The organism is Clostridioides sp. LIBA-7602 (assembly GCF_056688945.1).
This window is the reverse complement of the sequence record NZ_CP196991.1, coordinates 2,841,857-2,865,745: the sequence shown is the minus strand read 5'-3', so window position 1 is coordinate 2,865,745 and position 23,889 is coordinate 2,841,857. Positions and strand designations below refer to the sequence as shown.

The following is a 23,889-nucleotide window of genomic DNA, read 5'->3' as shown; positions in this document are numbered from 1 at the left end:
GTGCTTTTATTTTGTAAAAAATGAAAGGAGATATTTAAAATGGATTGGTTAAAAGAATTGCTAGAAGGAATAAAAATCGAGGATAACAAAATTGATGTAGCTTCTCTTCAAAAGTCTATAGAAAAGAAAATAAAAGAGACTACAGTTACTCAAGAAGATTATGTAAATCTTGAAACACAACTTAATACAGCTAATGAAACTATTAAAAAGTTTGAAGGAGGTATGACAAAAGAAGATGTAGAGAGTCTAAAAACAACTTATGAAACTGATAAGAAAACTTTAGAAGAAACTTACAAAAAAGAAATTGAAGAAAAAGACTTTAATTACTGGTTAGGTGATGCTTTTAAATCTGTTAAATGTAGGGATGAAATAGCATTAAAAGCTCATTTAGACGTGGAAGCACTAAGAAATAGTAAAGATAGACAAAAGGCTTTTGAAGAGCAAATAAACCCTTTGAAACAGGATAAAGATTATTTGTTTAATGCAACACTAGAAGGTGAAGAACCTAAAATAGATACTATAACACCAGGAGATGCACAATTAAAATCAACTGGATTTAAATTTAACTTCAATGGTGTAAAACCACATGAAAATAATAAACAATAACTAGGAGGAATAAGAATATGGCACAACCATTAGAATATGCAAAGGAATACTCACAAGCTCTAGCACAGGCTTATCCATATGTACTATATTTTGGAGAATTATATGCTACAGAAAATAATAATAGATATAGATGGACTGGTTCTAAAACAATAGAAATACCAACTATAAGCACGACTGGGAGAGTTGATTCAAACAGAGATACAATAACAGCAGCTCAAAGAAATTATGACAATGCTTGGGAGTCTAAACCATTAACTAATCAAAGAAAATGGTCAACATTAGTTCATCCAGCAGATATTGACCAAACTAATTATGTAACTTCAATAGGTAATATTACAAAGGTATATAATGAGGAACAAAAATTCCCTGAAATGGATGCTTACTGTATATCTAAAATATATGCTGATTGGATAGCTCTAGGTAAAACAGCAGATACAACAGTTCTTACAACAGCAAATATCTTAGAGGTTTTTGATAAGTTAATGGAAAAAATGACAGAAGCTAGAGTACCTGCTGTTGGAAGAATATTATATGTTACACCAGGAGTTGACACTTTAATCAAGAATGCAAAAGAGATACAAAGAACTGTAAATATAAAAGATGGAGGGACTTCTCTTAATCGTCAAACAACTGATATTGATTCAGTTAAGATAGTTAAAGTGCCATCTAATCTTATGAAAACAGTATATGACTTTACTACTGGATGGAAAGCAGGTGCAGGAGCTAAGCAAATATTTATGTCTTTAATACATCCAAGTGCAATAATTACACCAGTTTCTTATCAATTTTCTACATTAGATGAACCAAAAGCAGTTACAGAAGGTAAATATTTATACTTTGAAGAGAGTTTTGAGGATGTATTTATATTAAATAAAAAAGCTGATGCAATACAATTTGTTGTTGAAGGAGCTGGAGCATAATGGCACAAGTAAGGAAATTAAATAGAATATTAACTATAGAAGAATGTAGAATAGATGATTTTTTAGAGATGGGATATGATTTGATAGATGAAACTGGAAAAGTAGAGAAATATGGTAAGTCTTTAAATATAAAGGATTTAGTAGCTGAAAATAATATTTTAAGAAATAAAGTTGAATCTTTAGAAGAAGAAAATAAGCAGCTTAAAGAGAAAAATAAGCTTACTAAAAAGTAGGTGAAAGTTATGGAAAATAATATAATTGATGATATAGAAAAAAGACTTGAAAGCTTTGAATATACATTAAAAGATGGAGATAAGTGGTTAATAGGTTTTGTTAAAGAAAAGATAGAGAATATAATTAAACTTGATTGTAACATAAATGAAATTCCAAAAGAATTAAAAAATATTGAAATAGATATGATAGTTGGAGAATTTCTATTTACTAAGAAAAATATGGGTCAATTAGATATAGAAAGTCTCAATTTTGAAGTTGTAGAAAAGTCTATATCAGAAGGTGATACAAAGATAGACTTTGCTATAGGAAGTGGCTCACAAACACCTGAACAACGATTTGATAGTCTTATAGCATACCTTACTACTTATGGTAAAGATAAAATATTAACTTTTAGGTGTTTAAGATGGTAAATAAAGCGAGACGAGCAATAGAACTGTTATATAGAGATAAATGTACTATAGTTGAGTATCAGCCAGTCAAAGACCCTGTAAGTAAAAGGACTAACAATAAAGAAATAGTTGTATTAGAAAATCAACCTTGTAAGCTTTCATATAAGAATATTACTTCTACAGAACAGGGAAAAGTAGCTAAACTTACACAAACTATTAAACTCTTTATATCTCCAAACATAGAAGTTAAAGCAGGTTCAAAACTTATTATAACTAATCAAAATAATATTACAAAAGAATATATAAGAAGTGGAGAATCTGCTATATACCCAAACCATCAAGAGGTAATATTGGAATTATTTAAGGATAAAGCATAATGGCTAGATGGGGTAGTGTTGATTTTAGAGAGTTTAAAAGAGCTTGTAAGAAAATGGAGAAATTTACAAAGATTGATTTAGATAAGTTTTGTAAGGATGCAGCAAGAGAATTAGCAGCACGATTACTTGGAAAAGTAATTAGAAGAACACCAGTTGATACAGGATTTTTAAGAGAGGGTTGGAGTGGAGTAGCTTATGCGAGGTCACTTCCTGTATTTAAGCAAGGTAATAATTATATTATAGAAGTTGTTAATCCAACTGAATATGCAAGTTATGTAAATTTCGGGCATAGAACTAAAGATGGTAAGGGATGGGTTAAAGGACAACATTTCTTAACTATTTCAGAAATGGAACTACAAAGTCAAGTTGATAAGATTATAGAGAAAAAGTTATTAATCTTGTTGAAAGGAGTATTTGATGCTTAATAATATAATTGATGGAATATCAGTAAAATTAGACAAATCGTTTGGAGAAAGTTATACAATTTACAGTGAGGATGTAGAACAAGGGATAAATGAACCTTGTTTTTTTATTTGCCCTTTAAATCCAAGTAAAGTACCATATCCAAGTGGCAGGACATTAAAAAAGAACTCTTTTGATGTACATTATTTTCCAAAAAGTAATGATAAATCATTTGAGATAAATGAGATAGCTGAAATGTTGTTGGAGGAATTAGAGTATATAGAAATCAATGGAGATTTAGTTAGAGGTACAAATATGAACTTTGAAGTCGTGGATAATGTGCTACACTTCTTTGTTGATTATAACTATTTCACTATGAAAAGTAATAATACAGAAAAAATGAGTGATGTTGAATTATTTGGTGGATTAAAGAGAGGTGATAAACTTGAGTAAAACATTAAGTAAAGAAGAAAATTACAAGTTCACTAAGGAGCAGATAGTTAATTCTAAAAAGTATGTAAATAGAAAAGATTTATTAAATGCAATTTTAAAAGAAAATGAATTATATTCCTTCTCAGAGGTAGAGGAAATAATAGATAAATTTATGAAAGGAGTGAGTTAATATGGCTTTAGGTGGAGGAACATTTGTAACACAAAATAAGGTACTACCTGGTGCTTATATAAACTTTATCTCAGCTAAGAGAGCAACCAGTTCTCTTAGTGATAGAGGTATTGTCGCAATGCCGATTGAACTTGATTGGGGCATTGATGAAGAAGTGTTTCAAGTAACTAGTGATGATTTTGAGAAGTATTCAGTTAAGTATTTTGGATATGATTACACTCATGAAAAGTTAAAAGGCTTGAGAGATTTATTTAAGAATATAAGGCTAGGATACTTTTATAAACTAAACAAAGGAGTTAAAGCTAGTTGCACTATTGCTATAGCGAAGTGTAGCGGAATAAGAGGTAATGACTTAAAAGTAATAGTTACAACAAATGTTGATGATAACACTAAATTTGATGTTGTAACACTTTTGGATAATAAGAAAGTAGATACACAAATAGCAAAAGTCATTACAGATTTAATTGACAATGACTATATCACTTGGAAGAAGGATGTAACACTAGAAGCAAGTGCAGGACTTGTATTTACTGGTGGTACTAATGGAGAAGCGATTACAGGGACAGAATATCAAGCTTTCTTAGATAAAATAGAAAGCTACTCATTTAATGCTTTAGGATGTTTAGCAACAACAACAGAGATTAAAAGTTTGTTTGTAGAGTTTACAAAAAGAATGAGATATAAGGTAGGAGCTAAGTTTCAGACTGTATTGTATAAGAAAAGTGATGCAGATTATGAAGGTGTAGTATCTGTAGAAAATAAAATAAAAGATGCTGGATTATTAGAATCTAGTTTAATTTATTGGTCAACTGGAGCTATAGCTGGATGTGATATAAATAAATCTAATACTAACAAAAAGTATGCTGGTGAGTTTGATGTTGATGTTAATTATACTCAAATACAGTTAGAGGAAGCTTTAAAAACTGGTAAGTTTATATTCCACAAGGTTGGTGATGAAGTTCATGTATTAGAGGATATAAACACTTTTGTTAGTTTCACAGATGATAAGAATGATGATTTCTCAAGTAATCAAAGTGTTAGAGTACTTGACCAAATTGCTAATGATATAGCAACTTTATTTAATGATAAATATCTTGGTAAAGTGCCTAACGATAAGGCTGGTCGTATATCGTTTTGGAATGATGTTGTTAAGCATCATAAAGAATTAGAAAATATTAGAGCAATAGAAGATTTTAAAACTGATGATGTTAGTGTAGAGCTTGGAAATGATAAGAAAACAGTTATAGTAAGTGATGCAGTTAAGGTTATTAATGCTATGAGTAAGCTTTATATGACTGTTTCTGTTAGTTAGAAGAAAGCTAGAAAGGAGAGTGTTAAAATGGCTAAAAATATTACTATGAAGTCAAAAGATGCAATAAGTGCATCTTTGGCAGAATGTTATGTTACCATAGAAGGAAAAAGATATTTTCTTATGCAGTGTGTAAAGGTAGAAGCTAAGTTTAAAAAGAATAAAAGTAAGATACCAATTTTAGGTCAAACAGGAAAAGGGAACAAAACAACTGGATGGGAAGGGACAGGAAGTGCAACTACTCATTACAATACTTCTATCTTTAGAAAACTTATGCTGAGATATAAAGAAACTGGAGAAGATATATATTTCGACATGCAAATTACTAATGAAGACCCTACATCTGCTGCAGGTAGACAGACTATTATATTAAAAGATTGCAATATAGATGAGGTCACATTGGCTAAATTTGATGCAGATAGTGAATATTTAGATGAAGATATAGATTTTACTTTTGATGATTGGGATATGCCTGAGGAGTTTAAATTGCTATTAGGTATGATATAGAATACACATTTATATATTATAGATGTGTATTTTTTATGTAAAAAAATAAAAATAAGAGGAGATTAAAATAATATGAGTAATTTAAGTGCTTTTTTAAGTCAAAATGCAATAAAAAATGAGAATGTAATGTATGTGGTAAGTGATAGATTTCTAGATGAAGAAGGAAAACCGGTTGAATGGAAATTAAGAGTTTTATCTTCTGAGGAAGATGAAGTATTAAGAAGAAATTGTACTAAAAGAGTGAAGGTAATTGGGAATAATGGGAAACATACAGGACAATATACAAGTGAAATTGACTATAATAGCTATGTAGCTGAATTATGTGTAGCATCTACTGTATTTCCCGATTTGAAAGACGTTGAGTTACAAAATAGTTATGGAGTAATGGGAGAAGCTCAGTTGTTGAAGGCAATGTTAACAGCAGGAGAATATGTAAATTACACTGTAAAAGTTAACGAGGTTAATGGATTTGATACCTCATTTGAAGATAAAGTAGAAGAAGCAAAAAACTAATTAGGGGCGGTGATTTTGATGCTAGTATTACTCATTACTGTATTCAAAAATTAAAGTGGAAACCTAGCGAATACTTGAATTTAGAAGTTAACGAGAGAGCATTAGCAGCCGCCTCAATACTTGTTAAGATAGAGGATGAAGAAGAAGCAATGAAAGAAGCTGAAAGAGAGAAAAAGAGAGGTAGAAGGAGATAATGTATAATGTAAAAATTGTACTATTATAGTATAATAATATTATAAAATTATTATGCTAGGGGGATTATTATGTTTTGTTCAAGTTGTGGAGCAGAAATTACAGGGGTAGGTAAATTTTGTTCAAGTTGTGGAGCTCCTGTAGAAATTGAAATCGTTATAGATAATAAAGATATTGAAACAAAACAAGATTTAATTGTTAATGTAAATAATACAGAAATAAATATGACCGAAATTTATAGAAAGTATAGAAAAGAAAAAGTAAATGCAATAAAAAATGTAATGGAAATAAGTGGTTTGAACATAAAGGAAGCAAAAAAAATAGTGGATTCTTCTTTTGAAGAGTTAAAAATTAATTTTATTGATGATACTATGAGTAATTCAGAAAAGGAAAAAATAATAAACAATCAAAATAGAAAAAATAATATTGAAAAAGCTCAACAAGAATCAGTTGCTTGTTGCCCTAAGTGTGGTTCAACATCTTTGTCGGCTCAAAAAAAAGGTTTTGGTATAGGAAAAGCAGTGGTGGGAGCGAGTTTAACTGGTGGAATAGGTTTAGTAGCCGGAAATTTAGGAGCAAAGAAAGTTAGAGTTACATGCTTGAATTGTGGAAAACAGTTTTGGGCAGGTAAAAAATAAATGTATTCATAATAAAAACACTTACTAAATTAGTAAGTGTTTTTATTATATAAATTAACAGAAAGGAGAGTGAAAAAATGGCTACAATACAAACATCTATAAGAATTTTCGATGGAATGACGCCTGCATTTCGTCATATGACAACTGCTATGAATATAGTACTGAGTTCATTTGAGCAATTACAAAGAACTTCTAGTAATGCAGTAAATGCTAATAGCATAATAAGAGCTAGAGAAGAATTGGCAAGAGCAGAAGCTGGATTTGATAGATTAGAACAACAGATAAGAGAAGCTGATGAACAACAAAAAAGATTTAATGATGATGTTAAAAAAGGAGCAAGTAGTACAGATAAATTAGTAGCAAATGCTAAAAGATTAGTAGCGACTTATGTTACTTTAAGAAGTGTTGGTGGTTTAATTAATCTAAGCGACCAAATGACGAGTACTAATGCTCGCTTGAGTATGATAAATGATGGTCAGCAATCAGATGGTGGATTAAACAAGATGATATTCCAAAGTGCAGAAAGGGCTAGAGCGTCATACCTAGATACCGCCAAAATAGTAACTCGTGTTGGAATGAATGCAGGCAAAGCATTTAGTAGTACAAAAGAGATAGTAGCATTTGCGGAACAACTTAACAAGAAATTCGTAATCGCAGGAGCAACAACAGAAGAAACCAATTCAGCACTTTTGCAGTTAACGCAAGGGCTAGGGAGTGGTGTACTTAGAGGAGAAGAGTTAAACGCTGTATTTGAGTCAGCACCTAATATAATACAAAGCATCGCCGATTATCTTGATGTAGATATAGGAAAAATAAGAGGAATGGCATCAGAGGGAATGTTAACAGCAGACATTGTGAAAAACTCCTTACTTGCAGCAGCAGAACAAACTAATGCAGAGTTTGAGAAGATGCCTTACACATTTAATCAAATTTGGACATCAATAAAAAATAATTGCATTATGATATTTGGCGTTATACAAAAAAAGATAGAGCAAGCTATGTCTAGCCGGGGTTTCCGAACCTTTATAGATAATTTTATAGACTCTTTATATGTGCTTGGAAATGTCGCTTATAACATTTTTAATGGAATTATAAATGTATTAGGAAGTCCATTTTTTCAAGCTTTTACAAATACTATTATTGTATGTGTTAGCTTAATAGCACAAGCATTAGGCTGGGTAATAACACAAGCATTAAATATTGCTAATGTATTTGCTCAGAACTGGAGTATTATTGCACCAATAGTACTTGGAGTTGCGGCTGCTATGTTAGTGTATAACAACGCACTATTACTTAGTATAGCTAATAAAGTAAAAGATATTGCGTTATCTGCTAAAACTTTAGTGATGAATTTTGCTCATATAATAGCAGAGTCTTATAGAGCAGCAGCATTAGTAGCAACTACAATAGCACAAGATGGATTGAACGCAGCAATGGCAGCTTGTCCTATCACTTGGATTTTATATGGAATTATAGCCATAGTTGTTGCCTTTTTTGTAGCTATAGCTATAATAAATAAATTCGCAGGAACATCTTATTCGGCGATTGGAATTGTTGCAGGAGCATTGTCAGGTTTAACAGCATTTATTATAAATAGTGTGTTTTTCTGGATTAATGTTTTTATATCATTTGCTGAGTTTTTTACAAATGTATTAGACCATCCAGTTTATTCAGTGAAGAAATTATTTTTTAATTTAGCCACAGCAGTATTAAATAATCTTATATCTATGACACAAGGATGTGATGAATTTGCTACTAATTTAGCAAACTCTATCATAGATGGAATTAATGGGGCATTAAAAGCTTGGAATAAATTTGTAGATGTCTTAAATAAATTTGGAGGACTTGGAGATAAGTTAGGACTTGGAAAAGCTGATATGGTTGGTCATACAAAGTCTATTACAAGTACATTACAAAAAGCTAAAGGAGACTTAAATAAATGGCTTGGAGCAGAGCCAAAAGGTTATACATCCTTTAAACAATTAGAGTATAACAATGTTGGGGATTGGGCTAAAAATGGATACGCCTTTGGTCAAAACTTAGAAAATAAAATAAAGGATGCTTTTGACATTAGCAAAATAGCTGATAAGGCAAAAAAAGATTTAGGTCTAGACGATTTATGGGACGACAAATATGGATTAGGAGATGGATTAGGTTCAGCTGGATTAAACTCACCTCTCAGTGACGTAGCAAAAGGAGCGAAAGATACCGCGGGAAATACTGCAAAGATGGCTAAGACTATGGATAAAAGCCAAGAAGACTTAAAATACTTAAGAGACATTGCAGAGCAAGAAACTATCAATCGATTTACAGGAGTAAACATTAAAATTGACATGAACAACACAAACAACATAAGTAAAGATGCAGATGTAGATGGAATAGTAAATGTACTAACTGAAAAATTAAATGACGCTATGGTTGTTTCAGCCGAAGGAATAGTTTAGGAGGTGTTTAAATGGCTTATGATTTTTATTTAGATGGAGTACAATTACCAATCACACCTGGCAAATTAGAAGTAAAGATAACGAATAAAAATAAAACTGTAGACCTTATAAATGATGGGGAAGTAAATATATTAAAGACTCCTGGTTTATCAGAGTTTTCATTTGAAGCAGAATTTACACATAATAAACTACCTTTTTATCGTGGTACTTTTAGAGATGTCCAATTCTTTTTGAGTAAACTAGAACTATTAAAAACAGATTGTAAGCCATTCCAGTTTATTGTATCCAGACAACTTGGGAATAAAGTATTATTTAATACAAATAGAAAGGTATCACTTGAGGAATATAACATAGTAGAAGATGCAGAGAATAGTTCAGATTTTAAGGTTGCAATAAAGTTAAAACAATATAGAGATTACTCAACTAAAAAATTAGTTCCTGCTGCACCTAAAAACGAGACAGGTAGACCTAATGTAAAAATAGAGCCAAAACGAGTTGATTCAGTCAATGCACCAAATGCTAAAACATACACAGTCAAGGCAGGTGATTCTCTTTGGTCAATCTGTCAAAAGCAGTTAGGGAATGGTTCATTATATAAAAAGGTATATGAACTAAATAAAACTATGATGGATAAAGCGAATAAAGGTAAGAATCTATCTAAGTATACTATTTACAAAGGGCAGGTGTTGAGGCTTGGCTGATGAATTAGTTCTTGCAAATGATAGAGATGTAAGATTAGTAATAGCTCACTTAGAAGATTTCTATGAACCTGTTGTCCTTGATGGAATCACATGGGAAATTGAAAGACGAGGAACGCCGTCTAAACTTGAATTTACAATAGTTATGGATAAGATATTAGAGTTTTGCGAAGGTAACTCAGTAAGGTTATATTATAAAGGAATAGGCATATTTTACGGATATATATTTCAGAAGAAAAGAGATAAAGAAAATCACATCAAAATAGTTGCTTATGACCAATTAAGATTTTTTAAAAATAAAGATACTTATGTTCTTGAGAACAATACTGCAAGTGAACTTGTAAAGATGTTAGCTAAAGATTTTAAATTAAAATACAATGTCATAGAAGATACAAAATATAAAATATCGAGAGTTGAAGAAAATAAAACACTCTTTGATATGGTTTTAACTGCACTAGATGATACTCTAAGAGAGAAAAAAGAAATGTATGTTTTGTATGATGATTTTGGAAGGATAACATTAAAAAATGTTGCATCAATGAAATTAGATACTGTTATGAATAATGATGTAATAGAAGATTTTGACTATAATTCATCAATAGATAGTGATACTTATACAAAAATTAAACTAGTAAGAGACAACGAAGAGACAGGAAAAAGAGATGTTTATATTGCACAAGATTCTACGCACATGAGGAGTTGGGGAATACTTCAAATGTTTGATACAGTAGACAAGAACATGAGTGAAGCAGAAATAAAACAAAAATGCGATATACTTTTAAAACTATATAATAAGAAAACTAAGTCGCTAAGTTTAAAAAACGCAATTGGAGATATTAGAGTGAGAGCAGGTTGTTTAGTACCTGTTTTTTTGTCGTTAGGAGATATAGAAGTTCAAAATTATATGCTAGTTGAGAAAGTAAAACATACTTTTGAAAATAATTCACACTTTATGGATTTAACTTTAGTAGATGGAGACGAGTTCGCTTCTTATTCTTCAAGCTCATATAGTAGTGGAAATACAAATAATAAAGAAGAAAAGAAAAATGGTCCTGTACAAAGTACTACTAAAACAAATACAGGTAAAAAAGTTCCTGCTATATTCACTGCATATTATCCAGGTAATAATTCTATGGAAGGTGGGAAAACGGATTGTAATGAAAATCCACTTGATGTAAAATCAAGAACTGTCGCTGGACCAATGAACAGAAAAGCAGTTAGAAAAAGTTGGTATACTGATGATTTTTTAAAGAAACATCCAGTTTTTGAATATGGAGATAAAGTAAAAATTATACTTCCTGGTACTGCCTATGATAATAAAGTATACACGGTTAAGGATAATGGAGGAAGAATATATGTTGAAACAAATGGAACATATCATATAGACATACTATTAGCCAATGCTAGTGAATGTAAAAAATTTGGCAGGAAGAATGGCTATATAATTATAGGTGGAGATGAAGAACAAACATATCAAGTTGAAGGTAATAACCAAAACAGTAGTACAAATAATAACTCTAAAGAAGATAAATTAATTAGTATAGCAAAAAGTAAACTGGGTTGTAATTATGTGTATGGAGCAGAAGGACCTAACACATTTGACTGTAGTGGACTTACGCAGTGGTGCTATAAGCAAATAGGTATAAACATTCCTCGTACTGCTTCTGCACAAAGTAAAGCAGGAAAAGCAGTAGATTTAAAAGATAGAAGCAAATGGAAAACAGGTGATTTATTGTGTAGAATTGGTGGAGGAAGTAATAACCATGTTGTAATGTATATTGGAAACAATCAAATAATTCATTCACCACAAACTGGAGATGTAGTAAAAATAGAGTCTGTTGATTCATATAGAAAAGGAAAAGCATACACACATGTGAGAAGATTTATATAAGCGAGGTGATAAAGTGTCACAGGATTTATTACAAATAATCAAGAAAGCTGCAATGGATGCAGTAGAAACAAGTAATCCAATAAGGGTTGTATTTGGAACAATAGAAAGTATTAGTCCTCTAAAAGTTAAGATAGAACAGAAACTATCTATTGGTGAATTTTTTTTAATACAAACAGATACATTTAAAAGATATACAGATAAAAAGATAGGAGATAAATTAGTTTTAATTCGTATGCAAGGAGGACAACAGTATTTAATTTTAGATAGGATGTGATAAAGTGTTACCAACAGATAACATTGACTATGATATTGAAGATGTATCAATTATAAATTTTGATGTAAAACAAGAACCAAGTAAGACCTTTAAATTAAATATAGAAAAAAATAAAGTAGATGGTATTTGTGATGATGTGGAAGCATTAAAACAGACCATCCTTTTAATTTTAAATACAGAGAGATACCAACATCTAATATATAGTTGGAATTATGGAGTAGAATTAAATGATTTAATTGGAGAGCCTATTTCTTATGTAATACCCGAACTTGAAAGAAGGATAACAGAAGCATTGGTACAGGATGATAGAATTGAAAATGTAGATAATTTTGAGTTTGAAAATCAAAAAGGAAAGGTCCAGTGTAAATTTATTGTCCATACCAAATATGGAAATATCAAAGCAGAGAAGGTGGTGAGTATTTAGTGTTTGAACTTATGACATTTGAAAATATAATTAAAAGAATGTTAGATAGTGTACCTGACACGTTTGACAAACGAGAAGGTTCTATAATATATAATGCTCTTGCACCAGTTGCTATAGAACTTACAGAAACATACATTGCTATGGATGAATTACTAGACCAAACCTTTGTTGATACTGCTAGTTACTATTATTTAGAAAAAAGATGCAAAGAGCGAGGAATTACACCACTATCTGCAACCAATACCATTGCAAAAGGAGTTTTCAACATAGATATTCCTCTTGATTCACGTTTCAATCTAGGAGAATACAATTATATTGCAACTGAGAGAATTAGTGAAGGAATATATAAGATGAAATGCGAAACCGCTGGACCTATTTTTGAACTTGGTCAGTTGATTCCAATTGAATATGTAGACAAATTAGAAACAGCAGAACTGACAGAAATATTGATAAATGGAGAGGATGAAGAATCTGAGGACAGTTTAAGACAAAGATACTATGATAGTTTAAACTCACAAAGTTTTGGTGGTAATATACAAAATTACAAGGATGAAGTTAATAAGATACAAGATGTTGGAGGAGTTAAAGTTTATCCTGTTTGGAATGGTGGAGGGACTGTTAAGTTAGTAATAATTAACTCTAATTTTAAAGTACCAAGTGCCGATTTGGTTAATCTAGTGCAAGAAGAAATTGACCCAAACCCAAAAGGTGAAGGCTTAGGATTAGCACCTATAGGTCATAGAGTCACAGTTGAAGGAGTCGTGAGTACAACTATAAACATATCAGCAGAGATAACATATAAAAGTGGCTACACTTGGGAGAATATAAAGACTATAGCAGAAGAAACAATAGACGACTACTTAAATGAACTTAACATGAGCTGGGAAGATGAAGAAAACTTAATAGTTCGTATATCTCAAATTGAAACTAGATTGCTAAGTATTGATGGAGTATTAGACATTGCAAACACAATGATAAATGATGCAAAATCTAATCTAACAATAGATAGTAATAGCATAGTAACGAGAGGTGAGGTAGTTGGATAAAGAGATAAATCTAATAAGTTACTTGCCGCAGATTTTACAGGATAAAGAAGAATATATAAAAGCATTTAATGCAGATAACAAAGAAATAAAGATACTACATGATAAATTAGATGATGTCTTAAATGACCAGTTCTTAGAAGATTTGACCATAACTGGTATAAAAAGATGGGAAAAAATAATGTCTATAGTTCCAAAAAGTAACGAGAGTTTGGATGATAGAAGATTTAGGATTTTTAGTAAATATATAAGTAAATTACCCTATTCAGAGAGATTTCTAAGGAATTGGCTAGATAGTATAGTTGGAGAAGGCAATTATGAATTAACTATTAATAATGCTACTTATAACATTCATTTAGAGAGTGACGCAAGGAATCAAGACTGGTTTGAGGAAGTTCATTCTTTTGTAAGTAGTATTAAACCTTGTAACATGAGTTTTGACTACACTAGAATACTTATAAGTAAAGACAATTATATGAATTTTGGAATAACCACTTTGATGGGTCAAGAAATAACTATATATCCTTGGAGTCCGCCAAACATAGAAACGTATGGAGAAATTGATATATTAACAGGAAATGGAGTTGGATACCAAGAAATAACAATATTTTAGGAGGTGATATATTGGCTATAGATAAAAGTTATTACACTATAATTACAAATGTAGGAAAGGCGAAGATAGCAAATGCAAGTGTTACAGGTAACAAAGTAGGGTTTGTAAAAATTCAACTTGGAGATGGTGGAGGAAGTGAGTATACTCCTACTGAAAGTCAGACAGAACTTAAAAATGTGGTATGGGAAGGCAACATCGGAAATATAACTACAGATGAAACTGCGCCAAACTGCATAATATTAGAGAGTTTAATACCATCAAGTGTAGGTGGATTTATGATAAGAGAAATAGGATATTTAGATGATGAAAATAATCTAATTGCAATCTCTAAATATAAAGAATGTTATAAACCTTCTATAGAACAAGGAGCAGTTGTTGATATGAAGGTTAAAACTGTGCTTATTGTATCTAATGTAAATAATATAGAACTTAAAATTGACCCTACAATAATTTTTGCTACGCTCAAAGATATACAGGATTTAGATGCTAAAATAAGCAATGTTAACACTAAAATTGATACAACTAAAGCAGAGTTAACAAGCAACATAGAAACTACTAAGGCGGAGATTAACACTAAGATAGGTGATACAACATTACTTGAAACAACAGAGAAAACAAATATAGTTAGTGCATTAAATGAGGTAAAAACTAGTGTAGATAGTATAGAAACAACAGCAGAGAAAACAAGTTATAATAATGCAACAAGTAATCTTACTGCTACAAATGTCCAAAATGCGATTGATGAAGTGGTTGCAAAGATAGAAAGATTTAATAATGAAAATATAAATATACAAAATGATATGTTACCTATATAAGAAAGGAGAGTGAGAAAATGCAAACTGAATGGAATTTTGAATCTTATGCGCCATCACAAAATATTACTCTTAAACCTGGTAAATATAAGTTTGAGTGTTGGGGTGCTAGAGGTGGTACAAAAGGTACTCCAAATTCAGATGGATTTTACTATGGTTATGGCGGTTATTGTAGTGGTGAAATTACGTTAAAAAAAGAAACTACTTTATATGTTTATGTTGGTGCTGATGGTCGAAGGGGTTATGTTTCTGGTACTAATCAAACTGGTTATACCTTTAATGGTGGTGGATATGGTTCTACTTGTAGTGGTGGTGGTGCTACTGATATAAGACTTGTTGGTGGTATTTGGGATGATGAAAAAAGTCTTTTATCTAGGATAATTGTTGCAGGTGGTGGGGGCGGAACAGCAGACCGTTATAGAGGTGGTAATGGTGGTGGCTTAAATGGTATGCCTGGTAGAGATTTCAATGGTGCTCCTGCTCATGGTGGTACACAGTTTGAAGGCGGTAAAGGTACTTATGATGATGGTTCTTTAAATGGTTCTTTTGGAAAAGGTTCTAAACCTGAAAATCCTTCTAATTGTAGTGGTGGTGGTGGTGGATGGTTTGGTGGTGCTTCTTCCAATTTTTCTTTAAAGGGAAGTGGTGGTGGAAGTGGTTATGTATTAACTAAAGATAGTTATAAACCATATGGATATATACCAACATCTGAATATTATTTTGATAATGTAGTTATGACAACTGGTGGAAATACTACTGTTGTAGGTGATTACTCAGATGGTCGTGCTAAAATAACATTGCTCCAAGCAATACCATTTTTAACTGTATCTTCTTATAATTCTACACAGGCTATGTTTAAAGCGGACCACACAGACCCTACATTACTAACTAAAATCGAAGTATTTATTGATGATGTATTAAAAGAAACCTTAACAACAGATTTAACTCTTGAAAAAACAATTAACTATACATTAGAAGATAATGCACTACACACGCTTAAAATAGTTGTTACAGACAGTGCTAATGCTATAGTAGAAAAAGTATTAAGTATAAGCAAGGGAGTTGCACCTTTGCCAAGTGGTTCTAGTTTAGAAGATGTTACTAATAAGTGGAGAGAGATTGGTACTGTTTTTAAAAATGGTAAGACTAGTATTGTAAACACTTTAGCACTTAAAAACGTTCCTGCTAGTTTAGATAATACATTAGTTGAGTTTTCTGAGAAGATAAAAACATTTTTTGATAATTCAGATGCTACTTCTGAGGAATTACAAAATCAAATCACAGAATTGAATAATCAGTTAAGTCAAAGGATTAAATATGCAACTGGCACTTATACTCCGCCTGACGGTTCTCAAAACCTTTTAACTGTTCCAACTAATTTAAACTTTGTACCAAAAACTATTATAATTAGGTATATTTCTTTTAGAGATGGTTCTCAACCTTTTAAGTATCTTAGTGCTTATCCTTGTATGAGTGGTAGAAATCAAAATCTTAGATATGATAATGGTTCATATACTCGTATTGTTGGTACTGCTAATATTAGAGATATTACTGCTGATAGTTTTAATATTGAAATGGGTATAAGTGATTTAAATGCTGGAATTAAATTTCCTATTAGTTTTTATACTAACACTTTTAGATGGTATGCTTTAGACATAGAATTTTTAGATAATTAATAAAATGAGGTGATGATATGAATAGAGGAAATAGAATAATTTACGACCAAACAGGTAAAGTGTGGTTTCAAACAGGTGAAGCGACAGGAGATATATTAGAACATGATGTAATAACAGAACTACATTGCTTATATGTTGAATATGGAAGTATAGATTATACAAAGCAATATATAGAGTCAATAAATCCAATCACAAAAGAACTTGTTTTAAAAAATATAGAAGTCATTTTGACAGATGAACAAAAGAGATTAAAACTATTAGAAGAAGAACTAAGTATGTTAAAAGAAGAAAATAAAAATAGAGATAGTGAGATAGTAAACGCAGCATTTGAAGTAGAAAATATAAAATTAAGTAATAATTTGTAGGAGGAATTAATATGTATAACTTATTAAAATTAATGATAGAACAAAAGAACTATAGTACTAAGGAAGATTTACAACATAAAATGGATGTATTCTATGCAGTAAACAGGATTACAGAAGAACAATATTTAGAGTTAACAGGTTTATTAAATAAAGAAGAAACACCAGTAGAACCAACAGTATAGAAGGTTCTTTTTTTATTCCTAAAAATATATAAATTCATTAACATTTTGCCCACACTTCATCTACACTTTGCAGACGTTTATGGTTTTAAAATTAGGTACAATAAAATCATAAATTAAGAAAGAGGTGGATTAAATGGCAACAGTTTATGAATTTAATTATACAGGAAGTGAACAAAGTGTAACATTAAAACCTGGAAAATATAAATTAGAGTGTTTTGGTGCTAGAGGGTTTGCGTTTTCTGGTACCCCTTCTTCTAAAGGTGGTTATACTTATGGTGAACTTACACTAAAAAAAGAAACTACATTATACATTTATGTTGGTGGAGTTGGTCTTGACCATCGTAAAGATGTTTTTGCATATAATGGTGGTGGGCTTTCTAGAGGTCAAGGTGGTGGTGGTGCTACTGATATTAGACTTGTTGGTGGTGAGTGGAATAATAAAGAAGGATTACTTTCTAGAATAATTGTTGCAGGTGGTGCAGGTGGAAGTTATTCTGATACTCCTGGTGGCTTAGGTGGTGGTTTTGAAGGTGGTAATGGAAGAGGTTCTTCTGAAGGTTATTTAAATTATTATACTCCAGGAGCTACACAATATGCTGGTGGTAGAGGTTATAAAGATTGTTTTAGTGGTGTTTTTGGTTGTGGTGCAGGAGCTGTGCTTGGATTAAGTGATAGTGATTACGCATATAATGGTGGTGGTGGTGGTTGGTTTGGTGGTGCAAGTAATGGTACTACTTCAAGCGGAAGTGGTGGAAGTGGTTATGCACTTACTAAAGATAGTTATAAACCAAAAGGATATACACCAACTTCTGAATACTGGTTAGAAAATACTGGCAGTGTCGCTGGAGGAAATACTACCAAAATAGAGGGCTATTGCAAAATAGAATTACTACAATCATTACCTTTTTTAACTGTATCTTCTTATAACTCCACACAAGCAACATTTAAAGCTGACCATACAGACCCTACGCTACTAACTAAAATAGAATATTTTATAGATGATGTATTAAAAGAAACAATAACAACAGATTTAACATCAGAGAAAACAATTAACTATACATTAGAAGATAATGCACTACACACACTTAAAATAGTTGTTACAGACAGTGCAAATGCTATAGCAGAAAAAGTTGTAAGTATAAGTAAGAATATAATGCCATTAGAGGATGGTGCTAGTTTACAGGATATAGCAACTAAAGTTAGCGAAATGAAAGATGGTTTAAAAAGCGGAAAAAGAAGTATTGTAAATGTATTAGCATTAAAAGATATAGATGCAAGTTTGAACAATACATTTGTTGAATTATCTGAAAAGGTAAAAGATTATTTTGATAGTGCAGATTATTTTTTTCAAGAAGCTAACAAAGGAAAAGAATTGATTGCAACTGCTATTGGCTCTCCTGCCACATCAGAACAAACATTTCAAGAGTATGCTGATTATATAACAGAATTTAAAAGTACTATAAGCAATTTGAATAGTCAAGTATCTAATTTAACGAATATAACTACAAATCCGTATGTAGGAAAAGTAAAAACTGGTTTTACTTATAATAAAACTGAAAATGGTTTCTATACTCCTATAGTTGATATTTCTTTTACTTATCCAACAACATTTTCTAATGTTAGTCAAATCTATTTAGACTTTGACCTTGTGTATAAGCGTTATCCAACAGCAGGAAATACTTCAAATACTGAAAATATTCCTGTTAAATATAGATATTTCCCTTATCCATTTGTAAATCTTTATGATTATGTAATATATTCGTATGGAAGTGCCAAATTAGATATTGTTACATCTAGTAGCGGAGTTAGAGTTAAATTATATCCAGGTGTTAATCAATATAATGCTATAATGAGCGGAGTTTATAGTTATAATATTAGTTGCATTATCATTGGAAAAGAATAAAATTAAAGGCTTAGATAACTTCTAAGTCTTATTTTAATACAAATAAGGAGGTTTTCATGAATGAAGAACTTTTCAAAGACCATTTGAAACGACACGAAGTAACAATAAATAAACATAATGATGAAATAGATGAATTAAAAGTAGCAAATATAGAATCTAAGGCAGAGTTAAAAGCACTATGTGAGAACTTGAATTCCCTTACAAGCATGTTAAAATGGCTAATTGGGACAATGATTACAACACTTGTAGGCTTCTTTATATTTGCCATACAGAGAGGAATATTTTAAATTAGGAGGAAAATAAATGGATAATTTAATAAGTTTTATACCAGAGCAGTTGCTAATTTTAGTAGCTGCTCTTTATGTTATAGGAGCAGGTTGTAAGAAGTATAAACAGTTAGATAACAAGTATATTCCAGTAGTGTTATTAGCACTTGGAATAGGTTTCTCAATATGGATGTTAGGATTAAATGCTGATGCAGTCTTACAAGGTGTAATTTGCTGGGGTATATCAATAGGTATAAATCAAACTTACAAACAATTAAAGGAGGAAAATAAACAATGAAAATAGCAATAGTACCAGGGCATACTCTAACAGGCAAAGGAACAGGAGCAGTTGGCTATATAGATGAAGGAAAAGAAAACAGAATACTAACTAATTTAATTGTTAAATGGTTAAAACAAGGTGAAGCAACTGTATATACTGGTAAGATAGATAAATCGAATAATTATCTATCTGAACAATGTCAAATAGCCAATAAACAAGACATAGACTTGGCAGTGCAAATCCATTTCAATGCAAATAACACAACTCTAAATCCAATGGGTACAGAAACAATATACAAAACTAATAATGGCAAAGTGTATGCAAATAGAGTAAATGATAAACTATCAACAGTATTTAAAAATAGAGGTGCTAAATCGGATGTAAGGGGTCTTTACTGGCTTGGTCATACAAAAGCACCAGCAATATTAATAGAAGTATGTTTTGTAGATAGTAAAACAGATACAGACTATTATATTAAAAATAAAAATACAGTTGCGAAACTTATAGCAGAGGGTATATTAAATAAGAAAATAGATAATATTGAGGTGAAACAAATGTATAAGCATACAGTAGTTTATGAGGGAGAAGTTGACAAAGTTCTAGCACAGATAATTAGTTGGAACTACAAAGAAAATGAATGTAGAGTATGTGACATAAAAGACTATATTCATGGTCAGACACAAAATCTGTATATTGTAGGTGGAGGAGCATGTGAAAAGATAAGTTCCATAACCAAAGAAAGATATACTATGATAAAAGGTAATGATAGGTTTGATACACTTTATAAAGTATTAGATTTTATTAATAGATAAATAGAGCAGAGATTTTATATAAAATAAAGAAAAATTTTTATACTTATTGAGATATATATGGTTGCAAAGTTTCTTCTTATTTCTTTAGGTATTAATAATTCTTACATCTTTAACTTTTTTCTCAAAATAGTGTAACCTGTAATCCAATTCCGATTTGAGAGATGAAAGTGTCATAGAGCAATTCTTATAGGACTTTATTGTATCTCTTTTTTTCTTACATTTCTAGAGTATTTATCTCATTAAAAAAAATGGAATATTAATTATACCATCACTTTTATTGTTTGAAATTAGAATTGAAGAGAGAAATAATATTATTAGGCATTGACCATAACAATAAGCAACACAAAGTTATTGATGAATCAATAAAGTAACTGATAGAAACTTGTTGAAATCAAGGTAGGAAGTATTGTATTTTTGAATTTTTTATAAGGTTCGATAAATGTTGACTTTTAGGCAGGATAAACAACAATGCATCTGTTCTTATGTTAACTATGCTATAATATATATATTCTTTTACAAATTTAAAATATATAAGGAGGGATTTTATATGACTACAGAATATACTTTAACAAAAGAGAACTTGTTGAGTAAAATGAGAAATCAAAGTTGTACTAAAGATTGGGACGCAGTTTACTCATATGATTTGAAAAAATTTAATAATTTAATTACTTGTAAATTTCAGAAAATTAAAACTATATTAACTAGAAGTTTCTCTTGTGAAAGTTATAGCTCAATAGATGAAGTAGTTATTGATTTTTTTTGGCCAGTTTTAAATTTTGAACAGAAGGGTGAAGAAAAATATTGTAATATTACACTTACTACTTCAAAAGTAAGTGAGAAAAAAGAAGAAACTTTAACAGAGTGTAAAAATATCAAATGGAAATTTGAACTGATTGTTCCATTAACTCAAATCATAGGAACATTAGATATGACTCAAGCTACTGAAGATACTGAAACATTATATTTTAAACAAGAAAATAGTTCTAGTGATAATATTTTGTTGCTATTTAAAAATATAGATATTTGTAAGTTTGATATGGTTTCTAATGGTGATAGTCAAAATGAATTACTTATGAAAGTAGTTAAAAATAAATTTCGTAATGAGATATCGATGTTGGCTATTTCTCTAACGCAGCAAATATTGCCAAATGTAGAATCGAGTAGATTCTCAATTAAAAGCTTTATGGAGAACCTATTGTCAATTGCCATGGGAGAGTATAAAAAAACTGTTACAGTAAAACCAAAGGAATTTTTACTCGGTATGCAAGAAGATGAAAATCACTTGAAAGGTTCTATAAGTTTTTATTTTCAGTTGGAAGGAAGTGAAAAAAGGGGAAGTCTTAAAGACTTAGAGTTTAATCCTTTAAAAGAATTACATTGTCCATTTCCAGAAACTATGACAGCATCTTTGATGATAGATCAAGATTGGATTATTAATAACATAGTAAAAAAAGCATTTAAAGATAAAAAATTTAGTATTTTAGAAGAGGAACAGCTAAATGAAGGTTATAGAATTGTTTTTTTTAACTCAGATAAGATTAAAGTAGAGGGACCAAAACAATCTGGTTTTTTTTGGCAGAATAATTTTAGTAGTTTTGAAATTAAGAATAGCTATACAATGTTGATTCAGAATGGTGAAGTTAAGTTAGAGTTTTCCTCTAAATCAAAAGTGAATGAATGTTCCTCAGCAGGAACAACTGGTGGAAGTTATAATGGAGATGTGAAAATAGAAGCTTCTCAACTTTTCCAAGGGGTGCAGAAAACGAAAAATCAATTTACTTTTATAGCAACATTTGTTAATAGTGATATAAAAGTATCTGGGAGCATGGGACTAAGCTATAAGAATAATGTTTTATCATCAATGAATGGTAAACCAAATGTAGCAATTATTTTAGATGTTTCAAGCTTAACTAGTATATTTTTTTTAGATAATTATGATGATACGAAAATTGTCATGGATAGTGTTTTGTATGCACCTAAAGACTTTATCACATTTTTTACAACTGTCTAAATTAAGAAATTGAAATTATCAAAAGATATAAGGAGTGGATATTATGAAAGGGACAGAAGAATTTATAAGAGAAGTATTGCATAATCCTAATTTTGCTAATCAGTGTTTAAGGCTTTATGAGCAACAAGATGAGAATTTCGCACAATTTTTGAAACGCAAAGGATTTATTATTGATATGACTGATTTAGATAAGACAATTAACAAGATCAGTCAAGATGATATTTTTATTTGGGGGGGATTATATCGATTTACGGAGCCAGAAGATTTAAAAGAGTATATTTTACAAATTTCACCAGCTAATCAAGAGGTAATTTTGTGTAAAGACAAAGAAGATCCTATTGTCTTAGAAGTGATTTTAGAAAAAGATCATCAGTTCATATTGAGTGGAAAAGGGGAACTAATTATACAATTTAGACAAAACTATACAGAAAATGGTCTTGTTGATGCTAATACAATGACAGGTTATTGGTATAAAGATAAAAATTCGAAAAAAGCAAAGCTTTTAGGTAAGCAAATTCTACCAACTGAAAAATCTAAGGATAAATCAGAGCAAGAAACTTGGAAAATAGTTCTTAGTAGTATTGGTATTTCATCGGTTGTGAGTGCTCTAGGCGCAATCATAACAATTAAAGGATATTTTAATTGGTGTTGTGGTTGCAATAAAGATGGTATTTGTCAATCAAGACATTGCAAGGATCAAAAAATATTAGACAATATGCGTTATGAAATGGAAATGCGAAAACAATTTGAACGCACACTTGTTGGTGAATTTAAAAATGGAATTACATTAAATGATGTGACATTTGAGCATCTAAACAGTGAGCAAAGGAAAGAGATATTTAATAAATGTGGAGTTATAGTAGAATCATGGACTAAAGAAAATGAAGGAAAGTTGCTTGAAGATGCTGAAAAAAAAGAAGCTCTTAGAATATGTCATGATGTTTTTCAAGATCATCTATTAGATTTCTATAAAATTACGGTTAAAGAAAAATTATTGAGAAAAGAAAATATACCAGAAAATGTAGAACGTACTGCATTAATCATTGCTCATGACCTTATCAAAGATCAGCAACCATTTAATAATTTAGATAAAAATGGTCATGAATATTTATATTTAGAGGCGTGTATTAATGAGTCTATTGCCACTAATAATGAACATTTATTTAGATATGAATACCAACAGAATCAGGAAAAAATCAACTCTTGGAGGCTAGAATTAAATAATAATCAGAATGAATTTATTCTGCAAACGGATTACTTAGAACATTTTGATAAGGATAAAATTGATGAATATAATAAATTATCTCAAGAGCTAAAACAAAAAAAAGAAGAATTTGAACAAAAAAGAATCCAGTATGAAGCAAGTATAAATGAGTTGGAACATGAAAATTTATTAAAAAAAGACCGATTACATGAAGAAAAAGCAAAAAAAGAAAGTGCACACACAAAAAAAGAACTACATATAAATGGTTTAAAATAACTTCTT

Annotated in this window: 29 protein-coding genes; all 29 read left to right on the top strand. The window is 30.5% G+C overall.

The window, feature by feature from the left end:
* The first annotated feature begins 39 nt into the window (after positions 1-39).
* The 29 genes from ACTG45_RS13675 to ACTG45_RS13535 all read left to right on the top strand — a co-directional run bounded on the left by ACTG45_RS13675 (position 40) and on the right by ACTG45_RS13535 (position 23,883).
* Positions 40-606 (top strand): phage scaffolding protein, encoded by a 567-nt coding sequence (locus ACTG45_RS13675; protein ID WP_479919172.1) that lies wholly within the window; start codon positions 40-42, stop codon positions 604-606.
* Between the two features lie 17 nt (positions 607-623).
* Positions 624-1,526 carry a capsid protein gene (locus ACTG45_RS13670; RefSeq protein ID WP_479919171.1) on the top strand — a complete coding sequence of 301 codons (903 nt, stop codon included), beginning with the start codon at positions 624-626 and terminating at the stop codon, positions 1,524-1,526.
* On the top strand, positions 1,526-1,759 hold the full coding sequence (locus tag ACTG45_RS13665) for a hypothetical protein (RefSeq protein ID WP_479919170.1): 234 nt from the start codon (positions 1,526-1,528) through the stop codon (positions 1,757-1,759). The genes ACTG45_RS13670 and ACTG45_RS13665 overlap by 1 nt, the downstream gene beginning before the upstream one ends.
* A 9-nt stretch (positions 1,760-1,768) precedes the next feature.
* Positions 1,769-2,170, top strand: coding sequence for a hypothetical protein (locus ACTG45_RS13660; protein ID WP_479919169.1), 402 nt, complete (start codon positions 1,769-1,771; stop codon positions 2,168-2,170).
* Positions 2,164-2,526 carry a hypothetical protein gene (locus tag ACTG45_RS13655; RefSeq protein ID WP_479919168.1) on the top strand — a complete coding sequence of 121 codons (363 nt, stop codon included), beginning with the start codon at positions 2,164-2,166 and terminating at the stop codon, positions 2,524-2,526. Before ACTG45_RS13660 ends, ACTG45_RS13655 begins: the two co-directional genes overlap by 7 nt.
* Positions 2,526-2,951 (top strand): HK97 gp10 family phage protein, encoded by a 426-nt coding sequence (locus ACTG45_RS13650; protein ID WP_479919167.1) that lies wholly within the window; start codon positions 2,526-2,528, stop codon positions 2,949-2,951. The genes ACTG45_RS13655 and ACTG45_RS13650 overlap by 1 nt, the downstream gene beginning before the upstream one ends.
* Complete coding sequence (locus ACTG45_RS13645; RefSeq protein ID WP_479919166.1) at positions 2,944-3,381, top strand: phage tail terminator family protein; 438 nt, start codon at positions 2,944-2,946, stop codon at positions 3,379-3,381. Before ACTG45_RS13650 ends, ACTG45_RS13645 begins: the two co-directional genes overlap by 8 nt.
* Complete coding sequence (locus tag ACTG45_RS13640) at positions 3,365-3,550, top strand: hypothetical protein (RefSeq protein WP_479919165.1); 186 nt, start codon at positions 3,365-3,367, stop codon at positions 3,548-3,550. The genes ACTG45_RS13645 and ACTG45_RS13640 overlap by 17 nt, the downstream gene beginning before the upstream one ends.
* Position 3,551: 1 nt before the next feature.
* A complete protein-coding gene (locus ACTG45_RS13635) occupies positions 3,552-4,862 on the top strand; it encodes a phage tail sheath family protein (protein ID WP_479919164.1) in 1,311 nt (436 codons plus the stop codon).
* Between the two features lie 27 nt (positions 4,863-4,889).
* A complete protein-coding gene (locus ACTG45_RS13630) occupies positions 4,890-5,366 on the top strand; it encodes a phage tail tube protein (RefSeq protein ID WP_479919163.1) in 477 nt (158 codons plus the stop codon).
* A 72-nt stretch (positions 5,367-5,438) separates the two neighbouring features.
* Entirely contained in the window at positions 5,439-5,879 is a 441-nt protein-coding gene (locus tag ACTG45_RS13625) for a phage tail assembly chaperone (protein ID WP_479919162.1), read from the top strand.
* 263 nt (positions 5,880-6,142) lie between these two features.
* Positions 6,143-6,709, top strand: coding sequence for a ribosomal protein L7/L12 (locus ACTG45_RS13620; RefSeq protein ID WP_227836541.1), 567 nt, complete (start codon positions 6,143-6,145; stop codon positions 6,707-6,709).
* Between the two features lie 77 nt (positions 6,710-6,786).
* On the top strand, positions 6,787-9,153 hold the full coding sequence (locus ACTG45_RS13615) for a tape measure protein (RefSeq protein ID WP_479919161.1): 2,367 nt from the start codon (positions 6,787-6,789) through the stop codon (positions 9,151-9,153).
* An 11-nt stretch (positions 9,154-9,164) separates the two neighbouring features.
* Positions 9,165-9,854: a LysM peptidoglycan-binding domain-containing protein gene (locus ACTG45_RS13610; RefSeq protein WP_479919160.1), complete on the top strand. Its 690-nt coding sequence runs from the start codon at positions 9,165-9,167 to the stop codon at positions 9,852-9,854.
* The gene (locus ACTG45_RS13605; protein WP_479919159.1) at positions 9,847-11,742 is read left to right on the top strand and encodes an XkdQ/YqbQ family protein; all 1,896 of its coding nucleotides are present in this window, start codon (positions 9,847-9,849) and stop codon (positions 11,740-11,742) included. The genes ACTG45_RS13610 and ACTG45_RS13605 overlap by 8 nt, the downstream gene beginning before the upstream one ends.
* Before the next feature lie 13 nt (positions 11,743-11,755).
* Positions 11,756-12,016 carry a DUF2577 domain-containing protein gene (locus ACTG45_RS13600; RefSeq protein WP_479919158.1) on the top strand — a complete coding sequence of 87 codons (261 nt, stop codon included), beginning with the start codon at positions 11,756-11,758 and terminating at the stop codon, positions 12,014-12,016.
* Between the two features lie 4 nt (positions 12,017-12,020).
* Positions 12,021-12,440 carry a DUF2634 domain-containing protein gene (locus ACTG45_RS13595; RefSeq protein ID WP_479919157.1) on the top strand — a complete coding sequence of 140 codons (420 nt, stop codon included), beginning with the start codon at positions 12,021-12,023 and terminating at the stop codon, positions 12,438-12,440.
* Positions 12,440-13,486, top strand: coding sequence for a baseplate J/gp47 family protein (locus ACTG45_RS13590; protein WP_479919156.1), 1,047 nt, complete (start codon positions 12,440-12,442; stop codon positions 13,484-13,486). Before ACTG45_RS13595 ends, ACTG45_RS13590 begins: the two co-directional genes overlap by 1 nt.
* Positions 13,479-14,096 carry a YmfQ family protein gene (locus ACTG45_RS13585; RefSeq protein WP_479919155.1) on the top strand — a complete coding sequence of 206 codons (618 nt, stop codon included), beginning with the start codon at positions 13,479-13,481 and terminating at the stop codon, positions 14,094-14,096. Before ACTG45_RS13590 ends, ACTG45_RS13585 begins: the two co-directional genes overlap by 8 nt.
* Positions 14,097-14,107: 11 nt before the next feature.
* Entirely contained in the window at positions 14,108-14,911 is an 804-nt protein-coding gene (locus tag ACTG45_RS13580) for a phage tail protein (protein ID WP_479919154.1), read from the top strand.
* A gap of 17 nt (positions 14,912-14,928) precedes the next feature.
* Entirely contained in the window at positions 14,929-16,584 is a 1,656-nt protein-coding gene (locus ACTG45_RS13575) for a glycine rich domain-containing protein (protein ID WP_479919153.1), read from the top strand.
* A 17-nt stretch (positions 16,585-16,601) separates the two neighbouring features.
* Positions 16,602-16,949 carry a hypothetical protein gene (locus ACTG45_RS13570; protein WP_479919152.1) on the top strand — a complete coding sequence of 116 codons (348 nt, stop codon included), beginning with the start codon at positions 16,602-16,604 and terminating at the stop codon, positions 16,947-16,949.
* An 11-nt stretch (positions 16,950-16,960) separates the two neighbouring features.
* Complete coding sequence (locus ACTG45_RS13565; RefSeq protein WP_021362020.1) at positions 16,961-17,131, top strand: hypothetical protein; 171 nt, start codon at positions 16,961-16,963, stop codon at positions 17,129-17,131.
* Positions 17,132-17,264: 133 nt separating this feature from the next.
* Positions 17,265-19,034 (top strand): glycine rich domain-containing protein, encoded by a 1,770-nt coding sequence (locus ACTG45_RS13560; RefSeq protein ID WP_479919151.1) that lies wholly within the window; start codon positions 17,265-17,267, stop codon positions 19,032-19,034.
* A 56-nt stretch (positions 19,035-19,090) separates the two neighbouring features.
* Positions 19,091-19,321, top strand: a complete 231-nt coding sequence (locus ACTG45_RS13555; RefSeq protein WP_054271786.1) for a hemolysin XhlA family protein — start codon at positions 19,091-19,093, stop codon at positions 19,319-19,321.
* A gap of 16 nt (positions 19,322-19,337) precedes the next feature.
* Positions 19,338-19,598, top strand: coding sequence for a phage holin family protein (locus ACTG45_RS13550; RefSeq protein ID WP_479919150.1), 261 nt, complete (start codon positions 19,338-19,340; stop codon positions 19,596-19,598).
* The gene (locus ACTG45_RS13545; protein WP_479919149.1) at positions 19,595-20,392 is read left to right on the top strand and encodes an N-acetylmuramoyl-L-alanine amidase; all 798 of its coding nucleotides are present in this window, start codon (positions 19,595-19,597) and stop codon (positions 20,390-20,392) included. Before ACTG45_RS13550 ends, ACTG45_RS13545 begins: the two co-directional genes overlap by 4 nt.
* Positions 20,393-20,939: 547 nt before the next feature.
* Complete coding sequence (locus ACTG45_RS13540; RefSeq protein ID WP_479919148.1) at positions 20,940-22,403, top strand: hypothetical protein; 1,464 nt, start codon at positions 20,940-20,942, stop codon at positions 22,401-22,403.
* Between the two features lie 43 nt (positions 22,404-22,446).
* On the top strand, positions 22,447-23,883 hold the full coding sequence (locus tag ACTG45_RS13535) for a hypothetical protein (RefSeq protein WP_479919147.1): 1,437 nt from the start codon (positions 22,447-22,449) through the stop codon (positions 23,881-23,883).
* Positions 23,884-23,889: the final 6 nt, after the last annotated feature.

Coding starts and splice junctions, on each gene's coding strand:
- ACTG45_RS13665 (WP_479919170.1), top strand. CDS start 1,526: ATGGCACAAGTAAGGAAATTAAATAGAATATTAACTATAGAAGAATGT.
- ACTG45_RS13545 (WP_479919149.1), top strand. CDS start 19,595: ATGAAAATAGCAATAGTACCAGGGCATACTCTAACAGGCAAAGGAACA.
- ACTG45_RS13575 (WP_479919153.1), top strand. CDS start 14,929: ATGCAAACTGAATGGAATTTTGAATCTTATGCGCCATCACAAAATATT.
- ACTG45_RS13650 (WP_479919167.1), top strand. CDS start 2,526: ATGGCTAGATGGGGTAGTGTTGATTTTAGAGAGTTTAAAAGAGCTTGT.
- ACTG45_RS13540 (WP_479919148.1), top strand. CDS start 20,940: ATGACTACAGAATATACTTTAACAAAAGAGAACTTGTTGAGTAAAATG.
- ACTG45_RS13550 (WP_479919150.1), top strand. CDS start 19,338: ATGGATAATTTAATAAGTTTTATACCAGAGCAGTTGCTAATTTTAGTA.
- ACTG45_RS13625 (WP_479919162.1), top strand. CDS start 5,439: ATGAGTAATTTAAGTGCTTTTTTAAGTCAAAATGCAATAAAAAATGAG.
- ACTG45_RS13535 (WP_479919147.1), top strand. CDS start 22,447: ATGAAAGGGACAGAAGAATTTATAAGAGAAGTATTGCATAATCCTAAT.
- ACTG45_RS13645 (WP_479919166.1), top strand. CDS start 2,944: ATGCTTAATAATATAATTGATGGAATATCAGTAAAATTAGACAAATCG.
- ACTG45_RS13660 (WP_479919169.1), top strand. CDS start 1,769: ATGGAAAATAATATAATTGATGATATAGAAAAAAGACTTGAAAGCTTT.
- ACTG45_RS13615 (WP_479919161.1), top strand. CDS start 6,787: ATGGCTACAATACAAACATCTATAAGAATTTTCGATGGAATGACGCCT.
- ACTG45_RS13555 (WP_054271786.1), top strand. CDS start 19,091: ATGAATGAAGAACTTTTCAAAGACCATTTGAAACGACACGAAGTAACA.
- ACTG45_RS13565 (WP_021362020.1), top strand. CDS start 16,961: ATGTATAACTTATTAAAATTAATGATAGAACAAAAGAACTATAGTACT.
- ACTG45_RS13620 (WP_227836541.1), top strand. CDS start 6,143: ATGTTTTGTTCAAGTTGTGGAGCAGAAATTACAGGGGTAGGTAAATTT.
- ACTG45_RS13570 (WP_479919152.1), top strand. CDS start 16,602: ATGAATAGAGGAAATAGAATAATTTACGACCAAACAGGTAAAGTGTGG.
- ACTG45_RS13630 (WP_479919163.1), top strand. CDS start 4,890: ATGGCTAAAAATATTACTATGAAGTCAAAAGATGCAATAAGTGCATCT.
- ACTG45_RS13635 (WP_479919164.1), top strand. CDS start 3,552: ATGGCTTTAGGTGGAGGAACATTTGTAACACAAAATAAGGTACTACCT.
- ACTG45_RS13560 (WP_479919151.1), top strand. CDS start 17,265: ATGGCAACAGTTTATGAATTTAATTATACAGGAAGTGAACAAAGTGTA.
- ACTG45_RS13670 (WP_479919171.1), top strand. CDS start 624: ATGGCACAACCATTAGAATATGCAAAGGAATACTCACAAGCTCTAGCA.
- ACTG45_RS13655 (WP_479919168.1), top strand. CDS start 2,164: ATGGTAAATAAAGCGAGACGAGCAATAGAACTGTTATATAGAGATAAA.
- ACTG45_RS13675 (WP_479919172.1), top strand. CDS start 40: ATGGATTGGTTAAAAGAATTGCTAGAAGGAATAAAAATCGAGGATAAC.
- ACTG45_RS13610 (WP_479919160.1), top strand. CDS start 9,165: ATGGCTTATGATTTTTATTTAGATGGAGTACAATTACCAATCACACCT.